The following is a 19,235-nucleotide window of genomic DNA, read 5'->3' as shown; positions in this document are numbered from 1 at the left end:
CCCACACCCGTGGCCGTCAAGATCAAGCTGCAGCGCCTCGGCAAGATCCGTGCGCCGTACTACCGCATCATCGTCGCCGACGCGCGCACCCGCCGGGATGGCAAGGCCATCGAGACGATCGGCAAGTACCACCCGAAGGAGGAGCCGAGCCTCATCGAGGTCGTCTCCGAGCGCGCCCAGTACTGGCTGGGTGTCGGCGCGCTGCCGACCGAGCCGGTCCAGCGTCTCCTCGAGATCACCGGTGACTGGCAGAAGTTCAAGGGCCTGCCGGGCGCCGAGGGCACCCTGAAGGTGGCCGAGCCGAAGCCGTCCAAGCAGGACCTGTTCAACGCGGCCCTGGCCGCGGCGGGCGAGGAGCCCACCACCGAGGCCACCACGCCGAAGAAGAAGTCGGCCCCCAAGAAAGCCGAGGCCGAGAAGGCCGAAGCCACCGAGGGTGAGAAGGCCGAGTGAGCTTTCTGGCTGATTCCCTCGAGCACCTGGTGCGTGGGATCGTCGACAACCCGGACGAGGTCCGGGTCGAGCTGCTGACCACACGTCGTGGCCGCACGCTCGAGGTGCACGTGCACCCCGACGACCTCGGCAAGGTGATCGGCCGGGGCGGACGCACCGCGACCGCCTTGCGCACCGTCATGGGCGGCATCGGTGGCCGCGGCGTCCGCGTGGACGTCGTCGACACCGACCGCTGATCCAGGCACAGAGAACGGTCAGATGGACGTCGTAGCAGGCCGCATCGCCAAGGCGCACGGAATCCGCGGGGAACTCGCGGTCGACGTGCGCACGGATTCGCCGGAAGAGCGGTTCAAGGTCGGTGCGGCCGTCACGACGAAGCTGCGTGACGGCAGCAAAAGGGAACTCACCATCGCAGCCGCCCGCGAACACAGCGGGCGGCTGCTGGTGCGTTTCGAGGAGGTCCTGACCCGCGACGTCGCCGAGACGCTGCGGGGCGCGCTGCTGCTCGTCGACACCGACGCGCTGCCGCCGACCGCCGACCCCGACGAGTTCTACGACCACGAGCTGGCCGGCCTGCGGGCCGAGCTGCTCGACGGCACCGTCATCGGCAAGGTCGTCGAGGTCCTCCACTCGGCCGCGGGCGAGCTGCTGGCCCTCGACGTCGAGGGCCGCGAGGTGCTGGTGCCCTTCGTGCGGGCGATCGTCCCCACCGTGGACGTCGCCGGCGGCCGGGTCGTGCTCGATCCGCCGGAAGGGCTGCTGGACGCCTGAGATGCGGATCGACGTCGTCACCATCTTCCCCGAATACCTCGACCCGCTGCGCGCCGCGCTGCTGGGCCGGGCCATCGACCGCGGGCTCATCGAGGTCGGCGTGCACGACCTGCGCGAATGGACCCACGACGTCCACCGCGCGGTGGACGACGCGCCGTACGGCGGCGGTCCCGGCATGGTCATGAAGCCGCAGATCTGGGGCCCGGCGCTGGACGACGTCTGCCGTCCGGAGAGCCGGCTGGTCGTGCCGACGCCGGCCGGGCGCCCCTTCACGCAGGAGCTCGCGCACGCGTACGCCGAGGAAAAGCACCTGGTCTTCGCGTGCGGCCGCTACGAGGGCATCGACCAGCGCGTCGTCGACGACGCCGCCCGCCGGATGCCGGTCGACGAGGTGTCGATCGGTGACTACGTCCTGGTCGGCGGCGAGGCGGCGGTCCTCGTCATGGTCGAGGCCGTCGTCCGGCTGCTGCCCGGCGTGCTCGGCAACGCCCGCTCGGCCGCCGAGGACTCGTTCTCCGACGGCCTGCTCGAAGGGCCCAGCTACACGAGGCCCGAGGTGTGGCGGGAGCTGCCCGTGCCCGAGGTGCTGCGGTCCGGGAACCACGCCCTGATCGACCGCTGGCGCCGTGACCAGGCCCTGGACCGCACCGCCCGCCGCCGCCCCGACCTCCTGGCCGCGTTGCCGGAAGGCAGTCTCGACAAGCACGATCGCGGGGTCCTGGAGGGCTTGGACCCCGAGCAGGCGTAGGCCGGTTACTTGACCCGTGGTGGCGTCTGTAATACTTGACAGGTTGGCGTGAGTGGACTTCCTCGTTCACGAGCCCGCCATCAGCCCCCTTGGGTCGCCCGCAGCAGCATCGTTGCGCGCCCGGGGGATGTGTACGCAAGCCATACGAAGACGAGGACGGACCACCGATGAACACCCTGGACGCGCTGGACAAGCAGTCACTGCGTTCCGACATCCCGGCCTTCCGCCCGGGCGACACGCTCAAGGTGCACGTCCGCGTCATCGAGGGCAACCGCGAGCGCAACCAGGTCTTCCAGGGCGTCGTGATCCGCCGTCAGGGCGGCGGCATCCGGGAGACCTTCACCGTTCGCAAGGTGTCCTTCGGTGTCGGCGTGGAGCGCACCTTCCCGGTGCACTCGCCGAACGTGGCCGAGGTCGAGGTCCACAAGCGCGGCGACGTGCGGCGCGCGAAGCTGTACTACCTGCGCGACCTGCGCGGCAAGAAGGCCAAGATCAAGGAGCGTCGCGAGAACCGCGAGACGGCTAACTGAGTCACAACCCGGTTACCGGTAGCCTGACGACGTGGCCGAACCCGTGTCCCAGAACGCTCCTGAGGATGACCCCGATCGCTCCGAGGAGAACCAGCCCCGGCTGTCTCGCTCCGAGGAGCGCGGGGGCGCCCGCCGCAGGCGAGCCAAGCCCGCCAAGAAACGGTCGTTCTGGAAGGAACTGCCGATCCTGCTCGTGATCGCCCTGGTGCTCACGATCCTGATCCAGACATTCCTGGCGAAGGTCTTCATGATCCCCTCGGGGTCGATGGAGGCCACCCTCCACGGGTGCCCCGGGTGCACCGGTGACCGGATCCTCGTCGACCGGGTCACTTACGACTTCACCGAGCCCGGTCCGGGCGACGTGGTCGTGTTCAAGGGCCCGCAGGCGTGGATTAACAACGAGATCCCGCCGCAGGAGTCGAGCAACATCGTGGTTCGCGGGCTCCGCGGCCTCGGCTCGCTGGTCGGGTTCGCCCCGCCGGACGAGCGCGACTTCGTCAAGCGGGTGATCGCGGTCGGCGGCCAGACCGTCCAGTGCTGCGACCCGCAGGGGCGCGTGATCGTGGATGGCAAGGCACTCGACGAGCCGTACGTCTACTGGGAAGACCCGTCCAACCCGAACGAGAAGCCCTTCGAACCGGTCAAGGTTCCCGCGGGGATGGTCTGGGTGATGGGCGACAACCGCAACAACTCCGACGACTCGCGGTTCCAGGGCGGCGGCGGCGTGAACGGTGCGGTCCCGGTGGACAACATCATCGGCAAGGCGCGGATCATCGTCCTGCCGCCGGGCCGGTGGGGCGGGATCACCGACCACAACCCGCAGGAATCGGCTCAGCCGGTGGCGCTCGGCGCGCCGGAGTGGCAGAGCGGGCTCCCGCTCGGAGCCGGGATCGCGGCGGCCTGGCCGACGCTGTTCCTCGGGCGCAAGCTCAAGTCCGGACTGCGCCGGACGGCCGGGCGGAAAAGCTAGCCACCCGGACCGTGCCGGCAGACGGGTGATGCAGCCTTGACACTTCCCGTTCCCCTCACCGCGGCCGAGCCGATCCGGCCGCCGCGAGCCGTGGTGCGCGGCGACCTCTTCTGGGGTCTGCAGGGCGCACTCGACCGCCGTGGCCTCGGCCCGGTCGCCGGTGTGGACGAAGCAGGCGCCGGCGCGTGCGCGGGGCCGCTCGTGATCGCGGCCTGCGTGCTCAAACAAGGCGACGCGGCGAGGCTCACCGAGCTGACGGACTCCAAGCTGATGACGGCCAAGGCGCGTGACCGGGTCTACGACCTGGTCCTCGCCCGGGCCGTCGACTACTCGGTGATCGTCGTCCCGACCGCCGAGGTCGACCTCTACGGCATCCGGGTGATGAACCTCGAAGGCATGCGCCGCGCCGCGGCGGCGTTGCGCGTGGCACCGGGCTACATCCTCACCGACGGGTTCCGCGTCCCGGGCCTCACCGCCCCGAACGCCGCGGTGATCAAGGGCGACCGGACGGTGGCCGCCATCGCCGCCGCGTCGGTGCTGGCGAAGGTGACCCGGGACCGCATCATGGCCGGTCATCACGACGACCTGCCGCACTACGGTTTCGACGTGCACAAGGGATACAGCACGGCGGACCACCTGTCGGCGCTGCGCGAACACGGCCCCAGCGAGGTCCACCGCTGGTCGTACACGAACGTCGCCACGGCGGCGATCGCGCACGGCATGCGCCCCGAGCGCCCGGTCGTCCTGACCTACGCGGCACTGGAGAAAGCCATGGAGAAGGACGCCGGCGCGAGGCTGGCCGCCGTCCTCGACGAAGCTTTGGACCCACAACTCAGCCTGCCGCTGCATGCCCCGAGCGCCGGCGTAGGTCACAATGAACGCTCCGCCGGCGGAGCAGGAGCACGATCCCGAGGAGGGGCGCGGATTTCATGAGCGCAGAGGATCTCGAGAAGTACGAGACCGAGATGGAGCTCTCGCTGTACCGCGAGTACCGCGACATCGTCGGCCAGTTCTCGTACGTGGTGGAGACCGAGCGGCGGTTCTACCTGGCCAACGCGGTGGACGTCCAGGTCCGCGACGGCGGTGGCGAGGTGTACTTCGAGGTCCGCATGTCCGACGCGTGGGTCTGGGACATGTACCGCCCCGCCCGGTTCGTCAAGCACGTGCGGGTGATCACCTTCAAGGACGTCAACGTCGAGGAGCTGGACAAGCCGGACCTCCGGCTTCCCGAAGACGGCCCGTTCTCGGGCTGAGCTTCCCCGTCACACCGGCGAAACCGCGCTACCAGGCGCGGTTTCGCCGGTTTTGTCGTCTCCGGGCCCCTTGCCGGGGTCCGTGCCCTTAGCACGCCGCACCGACATTTCCGGTCCCACGCCGTCTCTGGGCGGGCAGTTGTCCACATCCCCCCGGTTGTCCACAACCCGGCGATCCGGGTCTGGTCTCCCCGCCACGCGCCCTGGCAACGTCGTTCACGCACGCACCGTGATCACCGGGACCGCCCCGGTGACCGCCGCGGCGCGGCGAGGGGACGAAACACGATGACGGGCACCGATCAGCTCGCGAGACACCGCCGCGACTTCGGCACCTGGGGCGAGGACCTGGCCGCCCGGCACCTGCAGGACCGCGGCCTGGTCCTGCTCGCCCGCAACTGGCGCTGCCGCGAGGGCGAGCTCGACCTCGTCCTCACCGACCGCACCCGGGTCGTGTTCTGCGAGGTCAAAACCCGGTCCGGAACCGAGTTCGGCCTGCTGTCGGAGACCGTCACCGAGGAGAAGGCCGGCCGGGTCCGCCGCGCGGCGCAACGCTGGCTGCGCGAGTTCCGCATCGGCTGGTGCCCCATCCGGTACGACGTCGTCACGATCCTCGCCGAAGCCGGCGCCCGCCCGCGGCTGCAGCACATCGAGGCGGCGTTCTGATGCCGATCGCCAAGTCCTGGTCGGTCGCCCTGCTGGGCATCGACGGCCGCGTCATCGAGATCGAAGCCGACCTCGGCGGCGGCCTGAGCCGCGTCACCCTCGTCGGGCTGCCGGACGCCGGCCTACGCGAGGCGAAGGACCGCGTCCGCTCCGCCGTGCGCAACTCCGGGCAGCCCTGGCCCGACGGCAAGGTGACGCTCGGCCTGTCCCCGGCGAACCTGCCGAAGGTCGGCTCGGCCTACGACCTCGGCATCGCGGTGGCCGTGCTCGCGGCGACGGGCGCCGTCCCGGCGACGCGCTTGCTCGGCACGGTCCTGCTCGGCGAACTCGCCTTGGACGGCCGGGTCCGCGCGGTCCGCGGCGTCCTCCCGGGCCTGCTCGCGGCGCGCGCGGCCGGCTACGAGCGAGCGGTCGTCCCGGCCGATTCCCTCGTCGAGGCGGCGTTGGTCGACGGCATCGAGGTAGCGGGCGCGACCCACCTGCGTGACCTGGTGGGCTGGCTGAAGGGCGAAGCCGGCCTGGTCGCCCCGGAACCGCCCGCGCCGGTGGTGCCACCGCAGGTCCCGGACCTGGCCGACGTCGTCGGCCAGCCGGAGGCGCGCTGGGCCCTGGAGGTGGCCGCGGCGGGTGGGCACCACCTGCTGCTCACCGGGCCGCCGGGCGTGGGCAAGACGATGCTCGCGAAGCGGCTGCCCGGCCTGCTCCCGCCGTTGTCGTCCGAGGAGTCCCTGGAAGTCACGGCGGTGCACTCGGTCGACGGTTCACTGTCGAAGTCGTCGCCACTGGTCACGGTCCCGCCGTTCGTCGCCCCGCACCACTCGATCTCGGTGCCGGCCCTGATCGGCGGCGGCAGCGGCCTCGCGTCCCCCGGCGCGATCAGCCGCGCCCACCGCGGAGTCCTGTTCCTCGACGAGGTCTGCGAGTTCGGCAGCCAGCGCCTGGAATCCCTGCGGACGATCCTGGAGGAGGGTGAAGTCCGCATCGCCCGCGTCAAGGGCTCGATCACCTACCCGGCGCGGTTCCAGCTCGTGCTGGCGTCGAACCCGTGCGCTTGCGCCCCGCCGAAGGACGTGGACTGCGTCTGTTCCCCGATGGCCCGCCGCCGTTACCTCGGCCGCTTGTCGGGCCCGTTGCTGGATCGGGTGGACCTCCGGGTCCGCCTGCGTCCGCTGAGCGCGATCAGCGTCCACGACACGGACACGGCGGAGTCCTCGGAGACGGTCCGCGCCCGGGTACTGGAAGCCCGCGCCCGCGCGGCCCACCGCTGGCAGGACCACGGCTGGCGCGCGAACTCGGAGGTCCCCGGCCCGGCCCTGCGGCGCGAGTTCGCCCTCCCGCCGGCGTCGACGGTCCTCCTGGACCGGGCCATGGACCGGGGAATCCTGAGCGGCCGGGGAGCGGACCGCTGCCTCCGCATCGCTTGGACCCTGGCCGACCTGGACGCCGAGCCCCGCCCCGGTCCCGAACAGGTCGGCTCGGCGCTGGCCTTCCGAGAGCGGGTGGCGGCATGAGTACTCCCGAATGTCCGCCCGCCGGATGTCTGCCCGGTGAGTCCGAGCCCGGCTCCGAACCGGCCGGCTCCGCGTCCACCGTCGGAGAGCGCGCCGACGAACTGCACCGGGCCCGCGCCTACCTGCTGCGGGTCGCCGAGCCACCGGCTCCCGCACTCGTCGCCTTCGTGGCCCGGCACGGGCCCGTGGAGGCCGCCGCTCGCGTGTGGCGCGGTGACTGCCCGCCCGACGTGCTGAAGGCGACCGAGGCCCGGCGGGCGTACAACCTCGTCGGCCAGGACTTCGAACGGGCCGCGGCGGCCGGGGCCCGGCTGGTCGTACCCGAGGACGACGAATGGCCGGCCTGGCCACTCCTCTCCCTCGACCTCGCCGCCCAGCGCGGGGTCACGGAAGCCGTGCCGCCCCTGGCGCTCTGGGTCGCCGGCGACATCCCGCTCGGCACCGCGGCCGATCGCGCCGTGGCGGTGGTCGGCGCCCGGGCCTCGACCGACTACGGCGAACAGCACGCCACCGATATTGTTCACGGGCTCGCCACCCGAGGTGTGCCGGTCTTTTCCGGGGCGGCCTACGGCATCGACGGCGTGGCCCACCGCGCCGCGCTCGCCGCGGCGGGGGTCACCGTCGCGGTGCTGGGCTGCGCCATCGACGCGGGCTATCCGGCGGGGCACGTCGCGCTGCTCACCCGCATCGCCCGCAGTGGTGGCGCGGTGGTCAGCGAATACCCGCCCGGCACCCCGCCGGCGCGGCACCGGTTCCTGGTCCGCAACCGGCTCATCGCCGCTCTTACCGAAGGCACCCTGGTGGTCGAAGCCGGGCGGCGCAGCGGCGCGCGCAACACCGCGAGCACCGCGGGAGCGCTGGGCAAGGTGGTGATGGCCGTGCCCGGGCCGATCACGTCGGCCATGTCGGTCGGCTGCCACGAGCTGATCCGGGACGCCCGGGCCACGCTGGTCTCGACGGTCGACGAGGTCCTCGAGACCGTGGGGCTCTTCGGCGTCGTGGAAGCCGGCACCGCGTCCCGGCCGAAACGGCGCACCGACCGGCTGGGCCCCGACGCGCTGCGGGCGTACGAGGCGCTGGCCGTGCGTGCGGACCGGTCCGACGCCGAGATCGCGGCCGAGTCCGGCGTTCCGCTGCGGACGGTGCGGGCCCTGCTGCCGGAGCTGGAGATCGACGGATTCGCCGTCCGCGGCGAGGCGGGCTGGCGACGGCGGAAGGAAAGCGCGTGAACACCACGGATTCCCGGCGAAATCGTCGAATATGTTCGGCCGGACCGGTGGGCCCGCGTGGCGATCCTTGACCGGCGGCGGATGTTCGCGCAGCGTGACATCCATGCCGCCGCCACCTCGATCCCGCCGGCCGGACCTGCGCGGGCTCCGGGACACCCTGCCCGAGCCGGTCCGGGCCGTGATCACCGGTTACGAGCGGCACCTCGGGCTCGAACGGGGCCTCTCCGCGCACACCGTCCGCGCGTACGTCGGTGACGCGGTGTCGCTCCTGGGCTTCGTCGCCGAGGCCGGGGGCGGGCTCGCGGACGTGGACCTCGCCCGGCTGCGGGCGTGGCTCGCGGCGCAGCAGACCGGTGGGGCCAGCCGCACGACGCTCGCCCGGCGGGCGGCCTCGGCCCGGACGTTCACCGCCTGGGCGCACCGCACCGAGGTCCTCGCCACCGACCCCGGGGGCCGGCTCGCCGCCCCGCGGGCGCACCGCACCCTGCCGGGGGTGCTGCGGGCCGCTCAGGCGGGGGAGGTCATGCGGGCGTCGGCGGCCGGCGCGGCGGAACGTGATCCGATCGCCCTGCGTGATCGCGCGATCGTCGAGCTGCTCTACGCCACGGGCATCCGGGTGTCCGAGTTGTGCGGCTTGGACCTCGGCGGCGCGGATTTCTCCCGGCGTGTCGTGACCGTGCTCGGCAAGGGCAGCAAGGAGCGGGTGGTCCCGTTCGGCGTCCCCGCGGCCGGGGCGCTGGGCGACTGGATCGAGGAGGGGCGCCCGAAGATCGTCGGCGAAAGCGCCGGTGGGAGCGTCGAGCCCGCGCTCTTCCTCGGTGTCCGGGGCAAACGCCTCGACCCGCGGGCGGTGCGCCGCGTGGTCCACGACGCCGTCACGGCGGTGCCCGGAGCGCAGGACATGGGCCCGCACGGCCTGCGCCATTCGGCGGCGACACATCTGCTGGAAGGGGGCGCCGATCTCAGGAGCGTTCAGGAACTGCTTGGTCACGCTACGCTTGCCACGACGCAGCTCTACACTCATGTGACCGTCGACCGGTTGAAAGCGATCCATGACCGAGCGCATCCCAGGGCGTGAAGTGCCCCGGGAAGCCTCGCCGGGGTCGTCACCAGCGGGCCTGGCGGCGCACGCGCATCCGCACGAGCACGGAGACGACACTGAGCCGCATGCCGAGAACGACGGTGCAATGACCGCAGGACCGCACGTCACCGACGCCACCGGAGTGAACACTCGCGGTGCCGCCGCCGTGCCCGCGGAATCTCGGGCCGCCTACGACGTCGACGCCGGTATCGCGGCGCTGTGGCAGCAGTTCGCCGACAGCCCCGACCAGGCGTCGCGCGACCGGCTCGTGCTGCACTACGCCCCGCTCGTCAAGTACGTCGCCGGCCGGGTCGGCACCGGCCTGCCCACCCACGTCGACGTCGGTGACCTCGTGCAGTCCGGCATCTTCGGGCTCGTCGACGCGATCGAGAAGTTCGACCCCGAACGCGGCCTGCGCTTCGAGACCTACGCGATGCAGCGCATCCGCGGCGCGATCCTCGACGACCTCCGCTCGCAGGACTGGGTCCCGCGCGCGGTCCGCAGCAAGGCGAAGGAAGCCGAGCGCGCGATGGAGCGCCTGGGCGCCCGCCTGCACCGCACCCCGACCGACGCGGAGCTGGCCGTCGAGCTCGGCATCGGCCTCGACGACCTGCGCGACTTCTACGGCCAGCTGCAGCTCACCAGCGTCGTCGCGCTGGAGGACCTGGTGGCCGCGGGCAAGGACAGCGGGTCCCTGGTCGACACGATTCCCGACGACGACGCGGTCGACCCGGTCGCGGTCTTGGTCGACCAGGACAACCGCCGCCAGCTCGCGCAGGCGATCGGGCAGCTGTCCGAGCGCGACAAGATCGTGGTCAGCCTCTACTACTTCGAGAGCCTGACCCTCGCCGAGATCGGGAAGGTCCTCGGCGTCACCGAGTCGCGGGTCAGCCAGCTGCACACCCGCGCCGTCATGCGGCTGCGCGCCAAGCTGGTCGAGCAGACCGGCAGCTGATCACGGACTGCCTCCCCACGGCTTGAGCCGGTACGCGCCCACCTCACCGGTCAGGGACAGCGGATCGACGTACTCCTCGCCCCGGCGCACACCCCAGTGGAGACACGCGGCGACCGCGCAGCCGGGGTGCCCGGCGAGGACGGTGCCGAGCACCTGGCCGCGAAACACCTGCTCACCGGCGGCCACCTTCGGCGCGACGGGCTCGTAGGTGGTGCGCAGCCCACCGTCGTGGTCCACGGAGATCACCGGCCGCCCGGCCACGAGCCCGGCGAACACGACCACGCCCGCATCGGCCGCCAGGACGTCCTGCCCGGGCACGGCGGCCAGGTCGACCCCGCGGTGGCCGGGCCCGTAGGGCGTTTCCGGCGCGTCGAAGTACTTGGCGACCACCGGATCGGGTGACAGAGGCCAGGAAAGCCGCGGCTGAGGCACAGCCCACGGATCAGCTGCCGCGGGGAGAACCCACCCGGCTCCGGACGACGGCGGGACAAGCGGGCCGGGTGACTCGCGCACGGCAGCCCAGGACGACGCTGCGCCCGGAAGCCAAGTCCACGCGGCATCCCGATCCGCGAGGACCGGTGCATTACGCGTCGGTTCGCCCGATCCGGCGGCGCCCGAGAAGGCAGAGCTGGCCGCCCCTGCAATCTCCGTGGTGTCCGCGAAGCCGGGTCTGGTCGCGCCCGCGAGTGCCGCGGTGTCCGCGGCCCGAAGGCGGGTCGCCGCAGCATCTGCGCCGCCGGAGCTGCTCGCCGCTGCGAGCGCTGCAGCGTCTGCGAGGCGACGACTACGCACACCCGCTGTGAGCGCGGCAGCGTCCGCGATGCCGGAGCTGCTCGCCCCGGTGAGCGCCGCGGCGTCTGCCGAGGGCGCCCTGGCCGCCGCCGGCCCGGCTAGGGGCGGGCCGAAGGCCCAAGCCGCCAGCATCACAGCGCCCGCGAAAGCGGCCGTGACCAGGGCAACCAGCCCTGCATCACGACCCGGTACCCCACCTCTGAACTCCTTGATCGACTCCACCCGTCCAGCCTGCGGCACCTTCGAACCTCTTGGGGTCCGATGCCCGAATCTGTGGACAACTCACCCCGTTGTGGACAACCCGGCCCGGCGGTGGCCGCCGGTGGGGGAGGGGCTGGTGGCAGGGGGTAGAATCTTTTCCGCGGTCCGTGTGAGCGGACTGACTTCGCGTGCACGTGCGCGTTCCCCCGGCAGTGAACCACCAGCCGGGGCGAGTCGCACGGTGTTCGGCGGTCCCTGCGGTCCTTCACCTCGGGGTCCGGACACCGGCACGGGCACCAGGGCGAGCGGCCTCCCGGCCGTGAGCGACAAAACCGAGTAGCGCGGTGGGGACCTCAGGGGCTCCGGCGCGCACGACACAGAAGAGGTCGATTCCGGCAATGGCCGTCGTCACCATGAAGCAGCTGCTCGACAGCGGCGTCCACTTCGGGCACCAGACCCGTCGGTGGAACCCGAAGATGAAGCGCTACATCTTCACCGAGCGCAACGGCATCTACATCATCGACCTGCAGCAGACGCTGACCTACATCGACCGTGCGTACGAGTTCATCAAGGAAACCGTCGCGCACGGCGGCACGATCATGTTCGTCGGCACGAAGAAGCAGGCTCAGGAAGCCATCGCGGCCGAAGCTTTGCGCGTGGGCATGCCCTACGTGAACCAGCGCTGGCTCGGCGGCATGCTGACCAACTTCCAGACGGTGCACAAGCGTCTTCTCCGCCTGAAGGAGCTCGAGTCGCGGGAGCAGACCGGCGGCTTCGAGGGTCTCACCAAGCGCGAGATCCTGACGCTGACCCGCGAGAAGGACAAGCTCGAGAAGACCCTCGGCGGTATCCGCGACATGGCCAAGGTGCCGAGCATCGTGTGGATCGTCGACACCAAGAAGGAGCACATCGCCGTCGGCGAGGCGCGCAAGCTGAACATCCCGGTCGTCGCGATCCTGGACACCAACTGCGACCCGGACGAGGTCGACTACCCGATCCCGGGCAACGACGACGCCATCCGGTCGGCCGCGCTGCTGACCAAGGTCGTCGCCGAGGCCGCGGCCGCCGGTCTGATGCAGCGCTCCAGCCGCAACGGTGCTTCGGCCGACTCCAAGCCGGAGCCGGGTGTCGCCACCGACGAGCCGCTGGCCGAGTGGGAGAAGGAGCTGCTCGCCGGCTCCGAGACCGCCGCCGCCGACGCGACCGAGGCGGCCGCGGCCGTCGACGCTCCGGTCGAGACGCCGGCCGAGGCCCCCGCCGAGGCCGAGCAGGCGACCGCCTCCTCCTGATCCACCGCTGTCCGTGCGGCCGGGCCGGATCCCGGCCCGGCCGCACGGACGTCGCTCCCCCCAAGGATTTCACGTACCTGAAAAGGACGGATTTAGCAGAATGGCGAACTACACCGCCGCTGACGTGAAGCGCCTGCGCGAGATGACCGGCGCCGGCTTCATGGACTGCAAGAAGGCGATGGAGGAGAACGACGGCGACTTCGACAAGGCCGTCGAGTTCCTCCGCATCAAGGGCGCCAAGGACGTCGGCAAGCGCGCCGAGCGCGCCACCGCCGAAGGCCTCGTCGCCGGTGCCGGCGGCGTCCTGATCGAGCTCGACTCCGAGACCGACTTCGTCGCGAAGAACGCCGAGTTCCAGGCGCTCGCCGCGAAGATCGTCGAGGTCGCGAAGACCCTCAAGACCAGCGACGTGGACGCCCTCAAGGGCGCCGAGCTGGACGGCAAGACGGTCAACGAGGTCGTGCAGGAGCTGTCCGCCCGCATCGGCGAGAAGCTCGAGCTGCGCCGCGTCGTGTCCTTCGAGGGCCAGACCACGAGCTACCTGCACCGCCGCGGCTCGGACCTGCCGCCGGCCGTCGGCGTGCTCGTCGAGTTCACCGGTGACGACACCGAGGCCGCCCGCGCCGCCGCCATGCAGGTCGCCGCGCTGCGCGCGAAGTACCTGACCCGCGACGAGGTGCCCGCCGAGATCGTCGAGAACGAGCGCTCCATCGCGGAGAAGACCGCCCGTGAAGAGGGCAAGCCGGAGCAGGCGATGGCGAAGATCGTCGAAGGCAAGGTCAACGCGTACTACAAGGACAACGTGCTGCTCGAGCAGCCGTCGGTCAAGGACAACAAGAAGACCGTCAAGGCCCTGCTCGACGCGGCGGGCGTGACGATCACGAAGTTCGCCCGTTTCGAGGTCGGCCAGGCCTGAGGCCAGGTCCGGGCGTAGGTTTCACCCCCAGTGCCCCGTCTCCGTCCATCGGGGACGGGGCACTGCCGGGTCCAGAAGAAGATTTTTCGAGGGTCGAAGCGCCTAGGAGGCGACATAGATGGGTGACCGGGTCGAAGGTGGCTACCGGCGGGTGCTGCTGAAACTGGGCGGCGAGATGTTCGGCGGTGGTTCGATCGGCGTCGATCCGGATGTCGTCCACTCGGTCGCGCAGCAGATCGCCGACGTCGCCCGCACCGGCGTCCAGGTCGCCGTCGTGATCGGCGGTGGCAACTACTTCCGTGGCGCCGAGCTGTCGCAGCGCGGCATGGACCGCGACCGCGCCGACTACATGGCGATGCTGGGCACCGTGATGAACTGCTTGGCGCTGCAGGACTTCCTGGAGAAGGAGGGCCTGCCCACCCGGGTGCAGACCGCGATCACGATGGGCCAGGTGGCCGAGCCGTACATTCCGCGTCGCGCCGAGCGGCACCTGGAAAAGGGCCGCGTCGTGATCTTCGGTGCCGGGGTCGGCATGCCGTACTTCTCCACGGACACCGCGGCCGCGCAGCGGGCGCTCGAGCTGGGCTGCGAGGCCGTGCTGATGGCGAAGGCCGTCGACGGCGTCTACACCGCGGACCCGAAGAGCGACCCGACCGCCGAGATGTTCCGCGAGATCACCCACCGCGAGGTGCTGGAGCGGGACCTCAAGGTCGCCGACGCGACGGCGTTCAGCCTCTGCATGGACAACAACATGCCGATCATCGTGTTCAACCTGCTCACCGAGGGGAACATCGCCCGCGCGGTGAGTGGTGAAAGAATCGGGACCCTGGTCTGTACCCCCGCCGACGGGGTACCTGCCTAGACCTGCTGGGATCAGCCAGGCGCCACACCATCACAACAACGGGAGTAGCCGTGATCGACGAGACCCTCCTCGATGCCGAGGAGAAGATGGAAAAAGCGGTGTCCGTCGCGAAGGACGACCTGACGTCGGTGCGCACCGGCCGGGCCACCTCGTCGATGTTCTCGCGCATCGTGGTCGAGTACTACGGTGCGCCGACCCCGCTGAACCAGCTGGCCAGCGTGAACGTGCCGGAAGCCCGGATGGCGCTGATCAAGCCCTACGACCAGACCCAGCTCAACGCCATCGAGAAGGCCATCCGCGAGTCCGACCTCGGGGTCAACCCGAGCAACGACGGCCAGGTCATCCGCATCGTCATCCCGCAGCTCACCGAGGAGCGGCGCAAGGAGATGGTGAAGGTCGCCAAGGGCAAGGGCGAGGACGCGCGGGTGACCATCCGCAGCATCCGCCGCAAGGCCAAGGAAGAGCTCGACCGCATCGGCAAGGACGGCGAAGCGGGCGAAGACGAGGTCGTGCGCGCGGAGAAGGAGCTGCAGAACCTCACCGACACGTACTCGCACAAGGTCGACGAGCTGGTCAAGCACAAGGAAGCCGAGCTGCTCGAGGTCTGATGGCACAGGTGAGCGAGGAACGCGAAGACCGGGTGGACGCCACCGGCGAAGAACCGGCGGCCGGTCCCGGGACACCGGAACCGGCCACATCCGGCGAGCCGGCATCGGCCCGGCCGAACGGTGCTGCTGCGCCGACCGGGGCGGCTTCGCCGGAATCGGCTCAGCCGACCGAGGCTGCCGCGCCGGGTTCGGCCCGGACGAACGGTGGCGCTGCTGCGCCGGCTTCGACGCAGCCGAGCGGCGCTGCCGAGGCTGGATCCGGCGAGACCGCCGCGTCGGCTGGGGGGACTGCGGCGCTGCCGAACGAGCCTGCCGAGGCTGGGGTGGCCGAGACCGCGCCGGCTGTGGCGCCCGAAGCCAAGAAGGGCTCCAAGGCCGGGCGTAACCTGCCCGCGGCCATCGGCGTCGGGTTGCTGCTCGGGGCCGCGATCATCGTTTCCCTGCTCACCGTGCGCTTCATCTTCATCGGGATCATCGCGGTCGCCATCGCGGTCGGCACCTTCGAGTTCGCCGGCGTGCTGCGCCGGGTCGCCGACACCCGGATCGCCGTGATCCCGGTGCTGGTCGGCGGGCAGGCGATGATCTGGCTGGCCTGGCCGTTCGGCCGGGAAGGCGCGCTGACGGCGTTCGTCCTCACCGTGCTCGCCTGCCTGCTCTGGCGGCTGCCCGGCGGCGCGAAGGGCTACCTGCGCGACATCAGCGCGTCGGCGTTCGCCGCGGCCTACCTGCCGCTGTTCGGCGCCTTCGCGGCGATGCTCGTGCCGCCGTCGGACGGCGTCGGGCGCGTTCTCACCTTCCTGATCGGCGTCGTCGCCTCGGACACCGGTGGCTACATCGCCGGCGTCCTCGGCGGGAAGCACCCGATGGCGCCCAGCATCAGCCCGAAGAAGACCTGGGAAGGCTTCGCGGGTTCGGTGGTCGGTGGCGTCGTGGCCGGAGCGCTGACGCTCAGCCTGCTGCTCGACGGCCACGTCTGGCAGGGCGTGATCTTCGGCGTCGCGATCGTGCTGACCGCGACGCTGGGCGACCTCGTCGAGTCGCTGATCAAGCGCGACCTGGGCGTCAAGGACATGGGCACGCTGCTGCCCGGGCACGGCGGGATCATGGACCGCCTCGACTCGCTGCTGCCCTCAGCCGTGGTGTCCTGGCTGCTGCTCTCGGCGTTCGTGCCGCTGGGCTGACGCGCGGTGCGGGTCGGTCGCCGGCAACCAGGCGCCCGGCTCGTCCCAGCGCATCGTCGCCCGCAGACCCAGTACCCGCTCGACGACCAGCGCGACCTCCGGCCGGTCGTCGTCGCGCCGGTGCACCAGTGACCACGTCCAGCCCGGGCCCGGGGCGCCGATCGGGCGCCGTACCAGGCTCGGCGGGAACGGCGCCGTGTGCCGCTTCGGCGACTGCAGCACCGGTACCCGCAGCCGTGTCACATGGTCGAAGAACGCCTGCCCGGTGACGCCGCCGTCGTCGATGTGGACGACCCGGGCGCCGCTCGCTGCCGCGTAGTCCAGCGCGAACTCGTTCCACGCCGGCCACGACGACTGGTCCGAGTCGACCAGCACCGACACCGACGGCGCGGGCACCGAATCCGACCGGGCCGCAGGCTGGTCACCGGGCACGATCGCGGGCAGCGTCTCGATCCGCACCAGGTGCGCCACGAGGTCGAGGGAAGACAGCCGCCCGGTGTCGACCCAGGCCAGCGCGAGATCCAGGGTGCCTTCGGCGACCCGGACGACCTGGGTGTGCGATGGCAGCACCCACTCGTCGAGCCGGACGACGTCGCCGAGCAGCTGCGTCAGCTCGGCCGGCAGCCAGCTCACGTGCCCGAGGCGCAGCTTCGTCCGCGCGGTGCCGCGGACCCGGCGCGCGGCCGCGTCGGCCAGCTCCAGGATCTGCCGCGCGTCACCGACCAGCGCGGCCCCGGCCCGGGTCAGCTCGACGTGCCGCCGGTCGCGGACGAACAGCGCCGCGCCCAGGTCCCGTTCGAGCTTCTTGATCTGCTGCGACAGCGACGGGCTCGCGATGTGCAGCCGCTCGGCCGCCCGTCCGAAGTGGAGCTCCTCCGCGACCGCCAGGAAGTACCGGAGCTGCCGTAGTTCCATGACGGCACCGTAGACCTGCGGTGGGAGGTTCCGCCTACCAGACGTAGGCGATGGTTCGTGGACCACCGAAGTGTCCAGGGGTTTGACTCGGGGCATGCCCACCGAAACCCGCGCCCCGGCCAAGCTCGCGCTCACCGCCGTCTGCCTGGGCTTCCTGATGATCACCCTCGACGCGACCATCGTGAACCTCGCGCTCCCGGCGATCGGCGCCGACTTCGGCGAGCCGTCGACCGCCGCGCTGCAGTGGGTGGTCGACGCCTACACCGTCACGCTCGCCGCGTTCCTGCTCACCTGGGGCGCCGCCGGCGACCGGTGGGGTTCGCGCCGCGTCTTCGAGGCCTGGGTCGCGGTCTTCGTGCTCGCGAGCATCGCCTGCGCGCTCGCGGGCTCGGCCGCCTGGCTGATCGCCGCGCGGGCCGTGCAGGGCGCGGGCGCCGCCGCACTGCTGCCGTCGTCGCTGGCGCTGATCGTGCACCAGTTCCCGGACCCGCGGGAGCGGGCCCGGGCGCTCGGCGTGTGGGGCGGGATGAGCGGGGCGGGCCTCGCGGCCGGTCCGGTGCTCGGCGGGCTGGCCGTGGGCCTGGCCGACTGGCGGCTGGTGTTCGCGGTGAACGTGCCGGTCGGGATCGTCGCGATCGTCCTGACGCGCCGCGCGGTCGCCGAACCGCCGCGGCACGCGTCGACCCGGCTGGACCTGGCCGGGCAGCTGACCGGCACGGCGTCGCTCGCTTGCCTCGTCGCGGGCTTCATCGAGTCGGGCCACGCCGGCTGGCTCGCGCCGCTGACGCTCACGTTGCTGGCCGGGGGCGTGGTGGCCGGCGCGGTGTTCGTGATCGTCGAACGGCGGGTGCCGGATCCCGTGCTGCCGCTGGGTGTCCTGCGGATCCGGAACTTCGCGGTGGCGACCGGCATCGGCGGGCTGTTCAACTTCTGCCTCTACGGCACGCTGTTCTCGCTCGCGCTGTACCTGCAACGGGCCTGGTCGCTGGGCGCGCTCGCCGCCGGTCTCGCGCTGGTGCCGCTGACCGTGGCGGTGGGGCTCAACGCGTTCTTCAGCGGCCGCCTCACCGGGCGCTTCGGCGCGCGCGTCCCGATGATCGCGGGTGCGCTGGCCGGGTTCGCCGGCTCGGCCGGCTTCGCGCTGCTGCCCGCGGACCGGGCCATCGTGGTGTTCGTGCTGGTCTCGGTGGTCTTCGGCTGCTGCTCGCTGGCCATGCCCGCGATGACGTCGCTGGCCGTGAACTCCTTGCCGGACAAGGCCGGGCTGGCCGCCGGGGTGCTCAACGCGTCCCGTCAGACCGGGGGCGCGATCGGGGTCGCGCTCGTCGGCGCGTTGCTGCCCGCCACCGGCATGTGGCTGGTGGCGGGCGGTTACGCGCTGGTCGTGGTGCTGGCGCTGCTCGGGCGTCAGTCGTCGTAGGGGTCGTCGACCTCGGCGCGGCCCCAGCCTTCGGCGATGCGCGAGTGGTCGATCACGGCGAACACCGCGCCCTCCGGGTCGGCGAGGATCGCCATCCGGCCGAACGGGGTGTCATACGGCTGGATCACGACGGTGCCGCCGTGCATGAGCGCCTCGCCCGCGACGGCGTCCACGCCGCGCGCCGGGTCGATGTCGAAGTACACGAGCCAGTGCGGCGGGGTGTCGAGGCTGTACTCCGAGCCCATCACGTAGCGGTACAGCACCGGCTGGTGCTCGATGAGCCATTCGGCGTAGTCGAGCGATTCGCCGTCGCCGATCTGGTGGCTCGAGTAGTTGAACAGCTTGGTGTAGAAGTGATCCGCCGCGACGCCGTCGTGGGTGTTGAGGTCGGCGCCGCTGAAGGTGTTGGGGATCCCGGTGACGAACTCCCAGTCCGGCGGGACCTCCCAGAACACCACCGGCGCGCCGCACGCGTCGTAGGCGTGCAGGATCGTTCCCCGCTGCGGGATCGGCATCGGGCCGAGCGTCAGCCGGCCGCCGAGGTGCTCCACCCATTCGGCCGCACTCGCCGTGTGCGGCACGGAGATGTGCGGCATCCAGCCCAGTGGCGCGCCCTGGGCGGCGCGGTAGAGCCCGCCGACCGGCAGCTCGTTGAGCGTCGCGATCGCATAACGTCCGTCGGACGTCGCGGGATCGCGTTGAGTGGCGTACATCCAGCCGAAGAGGTCGCCGTAGAATCTCTCCACGACGGCCTGCTCCCGGCAGGCGAGCTCGATCCAGCACGGAATTCCGGCCGGAACCGGGGACGGGGTACTGGGCGGGCCGATTGCCATGAGTGCTCCTCCCGAGACCACCGAATTCTAGGCGTGATCCGTAAGGTTTCCGGC

At 71.5% G+C, this 19,235-nt stretch carries 22 protein-coding genes; 19 read left to right on the top strand and 3 right to left on the bottom strand.

What is annotated here, in order from left to right; genetic code table 11:
- The first annotated feature begins 9 nt into the window (after window positions 1-9).
- The 13 genes from rpsP to ACLJQZ_RS30670 all read left to right on the top strand — a co-directional run bounded on the left by rpsP (window position 10) and on the right by ACLJQZ_RS30670 (window position 10,164).
- The gene (rpsP, locus tag ACLJQZ_RS30730) at window positions 10-453 is read left to right on the top strand and encodes a 30S ribosomal protein S16 (RefSeq protein ID WP_247062372.1); all 444 of its coding nucleotides are present in this window, start codon (window positions 10-12) and stop codon (window positions 451-453) included.
- A complete protein-coding gene (locus ACLJQZ_RS30725; protein WP_003103110.1) occupies window positions 450-689 on the top strand; it encodes an RNA-binding protein in 240 nt (79 codons plus the stop codon). The genes rpsP and ACLJQZ_RS30725 overlap by 4 nt, the downstream gene beginning before the upstream one ends.
- Before the next feature lie 22 nt (window positions 690-711).
- Window positions 712-1,224, top strand: a complete 513-nt coding sequence (rimM, locus tag ACLJQZ_RS30720; protein WP_410623327.1) for a ribosome maturation factor RimM — start codon at window positions 712-714, stop codon at window positions 1,222-1,224.
- 1 nt (window position 1,225) lies between these two features.
- Complete coding sequence (trmD, locus tag ACLJQZ_RS30715) at window positions 1,226-1,972, top strand: tRNA (guanosine(37)-N1)-methyltransferase TrmD (RefSeq protein WP_410623326.1); 747 nt, start codon at window positions 1,226-1,228, stop codon at window positions 1,970-1,972.
- A gap of 167 nt (window positions 1,973-2,139) precedes the next feature.
- A complete protein-coding gene (gene rplS, locus ACLJQZ_RS30710) occupies window positions 2,140-2,502 on the top strand; it encodes a 50S ribosomal protein L19 (RefSeq protein ID WP_247062376.1) in 363 nt (120 codons plus the stop codon).
- Window positions 2,503-2,533: 31 nt separating this feature from the next.
- Window positions 2,534-3,472, top strand: coding sequence for a signal peptidase I (gene lepB / locus ACLJQZ_RS30705; RefSeq protein WP_410623325.1), 939 nt, complete (start codon window positions 2,534-2,536; stop codon window positions 3,470-3,472).
- A gap of 90 nt (window positions 3,473-3,562) precedes the next feature.
- A complete protein-coding gene (locus tag ACLJQZ_RS30700) occupies window positions 3,563-4,405 on the top strand; it encodes a ribonuclease HII (RefSeq protein WP_410623356.1) in 843 nt (280 codons plus the stop codon).
- Window positions 4,402-4,725 (top strand): DUF2469 domain-containing protein, encoded by a 324-nt coding sequence (locus ACLJQZ_RS30695; protein WP_003096226.1) that lies wholly within the window; start codon window positions 4,402-4,404, stop codon window positions 4,723-4,725. The genes ACLJQZ_RS30700 and ACLJQZ_RS30695 overlap by 4 nt, the downstream gene beginning before the upstream one ends.
- A 285-nt stretch (window positions 4,726-5,010) precedes the next feature.
- Window positions 5,011-5,388 (top strand): YraN family protein, encoded by a 378-nt coding sequence (locus ACLJQZ_RS30690; protein ID WP_410623324.1) that lies wholly within the window; start codon window positions 5,011-5,013, stop codon window positions 5,386-5,388.
- Complete coding sequence (locus tag ACLJQZ_RS30685; protein WP_410623323.1) at window positions 5,388-6,899, top strand: YifB family Mg chelatase-like AAA ATPase; 1,512 nt, start codon at window positions 5,388-5,390, stop codon at window positions 6,897-6,899. Before ACLJQZ_RS30690 ends, ACLJQZ_RS30685 begins: the two co-directional genes overlap by 1 nt.
- Window positions 6,896-8,128, top strand: coding sequence for a DNA-processing protein DprA (gene dprA, locus ACLJQZ_RS30680; RefSeq protein WP_410623322.1), 1,233 nt, complete (start codon window positions 6,896-6,898; stop codon window positions 8,126-8,128). The genes ACLJQZ_RS30685 and dprA overlap by 4 nt, the downstream gene beginning before the upstream one ends.
- A 103-nt stretch (window positions 8,129-8,231) precedes the next feature.
- Window positions 8,232-9,206: a tyrosine recombinase XerC gene (locus tag ACLJQZ_RS30675; RefSeq protein WP_326947177.1), complete on the top strand. Its 975-nt coding sequence runs from the start codon at window positions 8,232-8,234 to the stop codon at window positions 9,204-9,206.
- A gap of 109 nt (window positions 9,207-9,315) precedes the next feature.
- A complete protein-coding gene (locus ACLJQZ_RS30670) occupies window positions 9,316-10,164 on the top strand; it encodes a FliA/WhiG family RNA polymerase sigma factor (protein ID WP_247062382.1) in 849 nt (282 codons plus the stop codon).
- Here ACLJQZ_RS30670 and ACLJQZ_RS30665 read toward each other — a convergent pair whose 3' ends face one another.
- Window positions 10,165-10,677 (bottom strand): M23 family metallopeptidase, encoded by a 513-nt coding sequence (locus tag ACLJQZ_RS30665; protein ID WP_410623321.1) that lies wholly within the window; start codon window positions 10,675-10,677, stop codon window positions 10,165-10,167.
- An 878-nt stretch (window positions 10,678-11,555) separates the two neighbouring features.
- Here ACLJQZ_RS30665 and rpsB point away from each other — a divergent pair.
- From rpsB to ACLJQZ_RS30640, 5 genes are all read left to right on the top strand, one after another.
- Window positions 11,556-12,446, top strand: a complete 891-nt coding sequence (gene rpsB, locus ACLJQZ_RS30660) for a 30S ribosomal protein S2 (RefSeq protein WP_247062384.1) — start codon at window positions 11,556-11,558, stop codon at window positions 12,444-12,446.
- A 100-nt stretch (window positions 12,447-12,546) separates the two neighbouring features.
- Window positions 12,547-13,362, top strand: coding sequence for a translation elongation factor Ts (tsf, locus tag ACLJQZ_RS30655; protein WP_410623320.1), 816 nt, complete (start codon window positions 12,547-12,549; stop codon window positions 13,360-13,362).
- Window positions 13,363-13,480: 118 nt separating this feature from the next.
- The gene (gene pyrH / locus ACLJQZ_RS30650) at window positions 13,481-14,224 is read left to right on the top strand and encodes a UMP kinase (RefSeq protein WP_247062389.1); all 744 of its coding nucleotides are present in this window, start codon (window positions 13,481-13,483) and stop codon (window positions 14,222-14,224) included.
- 50 nt (window positions 14,225-14,274) lie between these two features.
- Entirely contained in the window at window positions 14,275-14,832 is a 558-nt protein-coding gene (gene frr / locus ACLJQZ_RS30645) for a ribosome recycling factor (RefSeq protein ID WP_247062391.1), read from the top strand.
- A 323-nt stretch (window positions 14,833-15,155) separates the two neighbouring features.
- Entirely contained in the window at window positions 15,156-16,013 is an 858-nt protein-coding gene (locus ACLJQZ_RS30640) for a phosphatidate cytidylyltransferase (protein ID WP_410623319.1), read from the top strand.
- Here ACLJQZ_RS30640 and ACLJQZ_RS30635 read toward each other — a convergent pair.
- The gene (locus ACLJQZ_RS30635; protein ID WP_410623318.1) at window positions 15,963-16,928 is read right to left on the bottom strand and encodes a LysR family transcriptional regulator; all 966 of its coding nucleotides are present in this window, start codon (window positions 16,926-16,928) and stop codon (window positions 15,963-15,965) included. The two genes, ACLJQZ_RS30640 and ACLJQZ_RS30635, sit on opposite strands and share 51 nt — an antisense overlap.
- Window positions 16,929-17,022: 94 nt before the next feature.
- On the opposite strand from ACLJQZ_RS30635, the gene ACLJQZ_RS30630 reads away from it, so the two are divergent.
- The gene (locus ACLJQZ_RS30630; protein ID WP_410623317.1) at window positions 17,023-18,348 is read left to right on the top strand and encodes an MFS transporter; all 1,326 of its coding nucleotides are present in this window, start codon (window positions 17,023-17,025) and stop codon (window positions 18,346-18,348) included.
- Here ACLJQZ_RS30630 and ACLJQZ_RS30625 read toward each other — a convergent pair.
- On the bottom strand, window positions 18,336-19,181 hold the full coding sequence (locus tag ACLJQZ_RS30625) for a VOC family protein (protein ID WP_410623316.1): 846 nt from the start codon (window positions 19,179-19,181) through the stop codon (window positions 18,336-18,338). The genes ACLJQZ_RS30630 and ACLJQZ_RS30625 overlap by 13 nt on opposite strands.
- Window positions 19,182-19,235: the final 54 nt, after the last annotated feature.

This window comes from Amycolatopsis sp. cmx-8-4 (genome assembly GCF_046548675.1).
GTDB lineage: Bacteria > Actinomycetota > Actinomycetes > Mycobacteriales > Pseudonocardiaceae > Amycolatopsis.
This window is presented reverse-complemented; position numbering and strand designations above follow the sequence as displayed.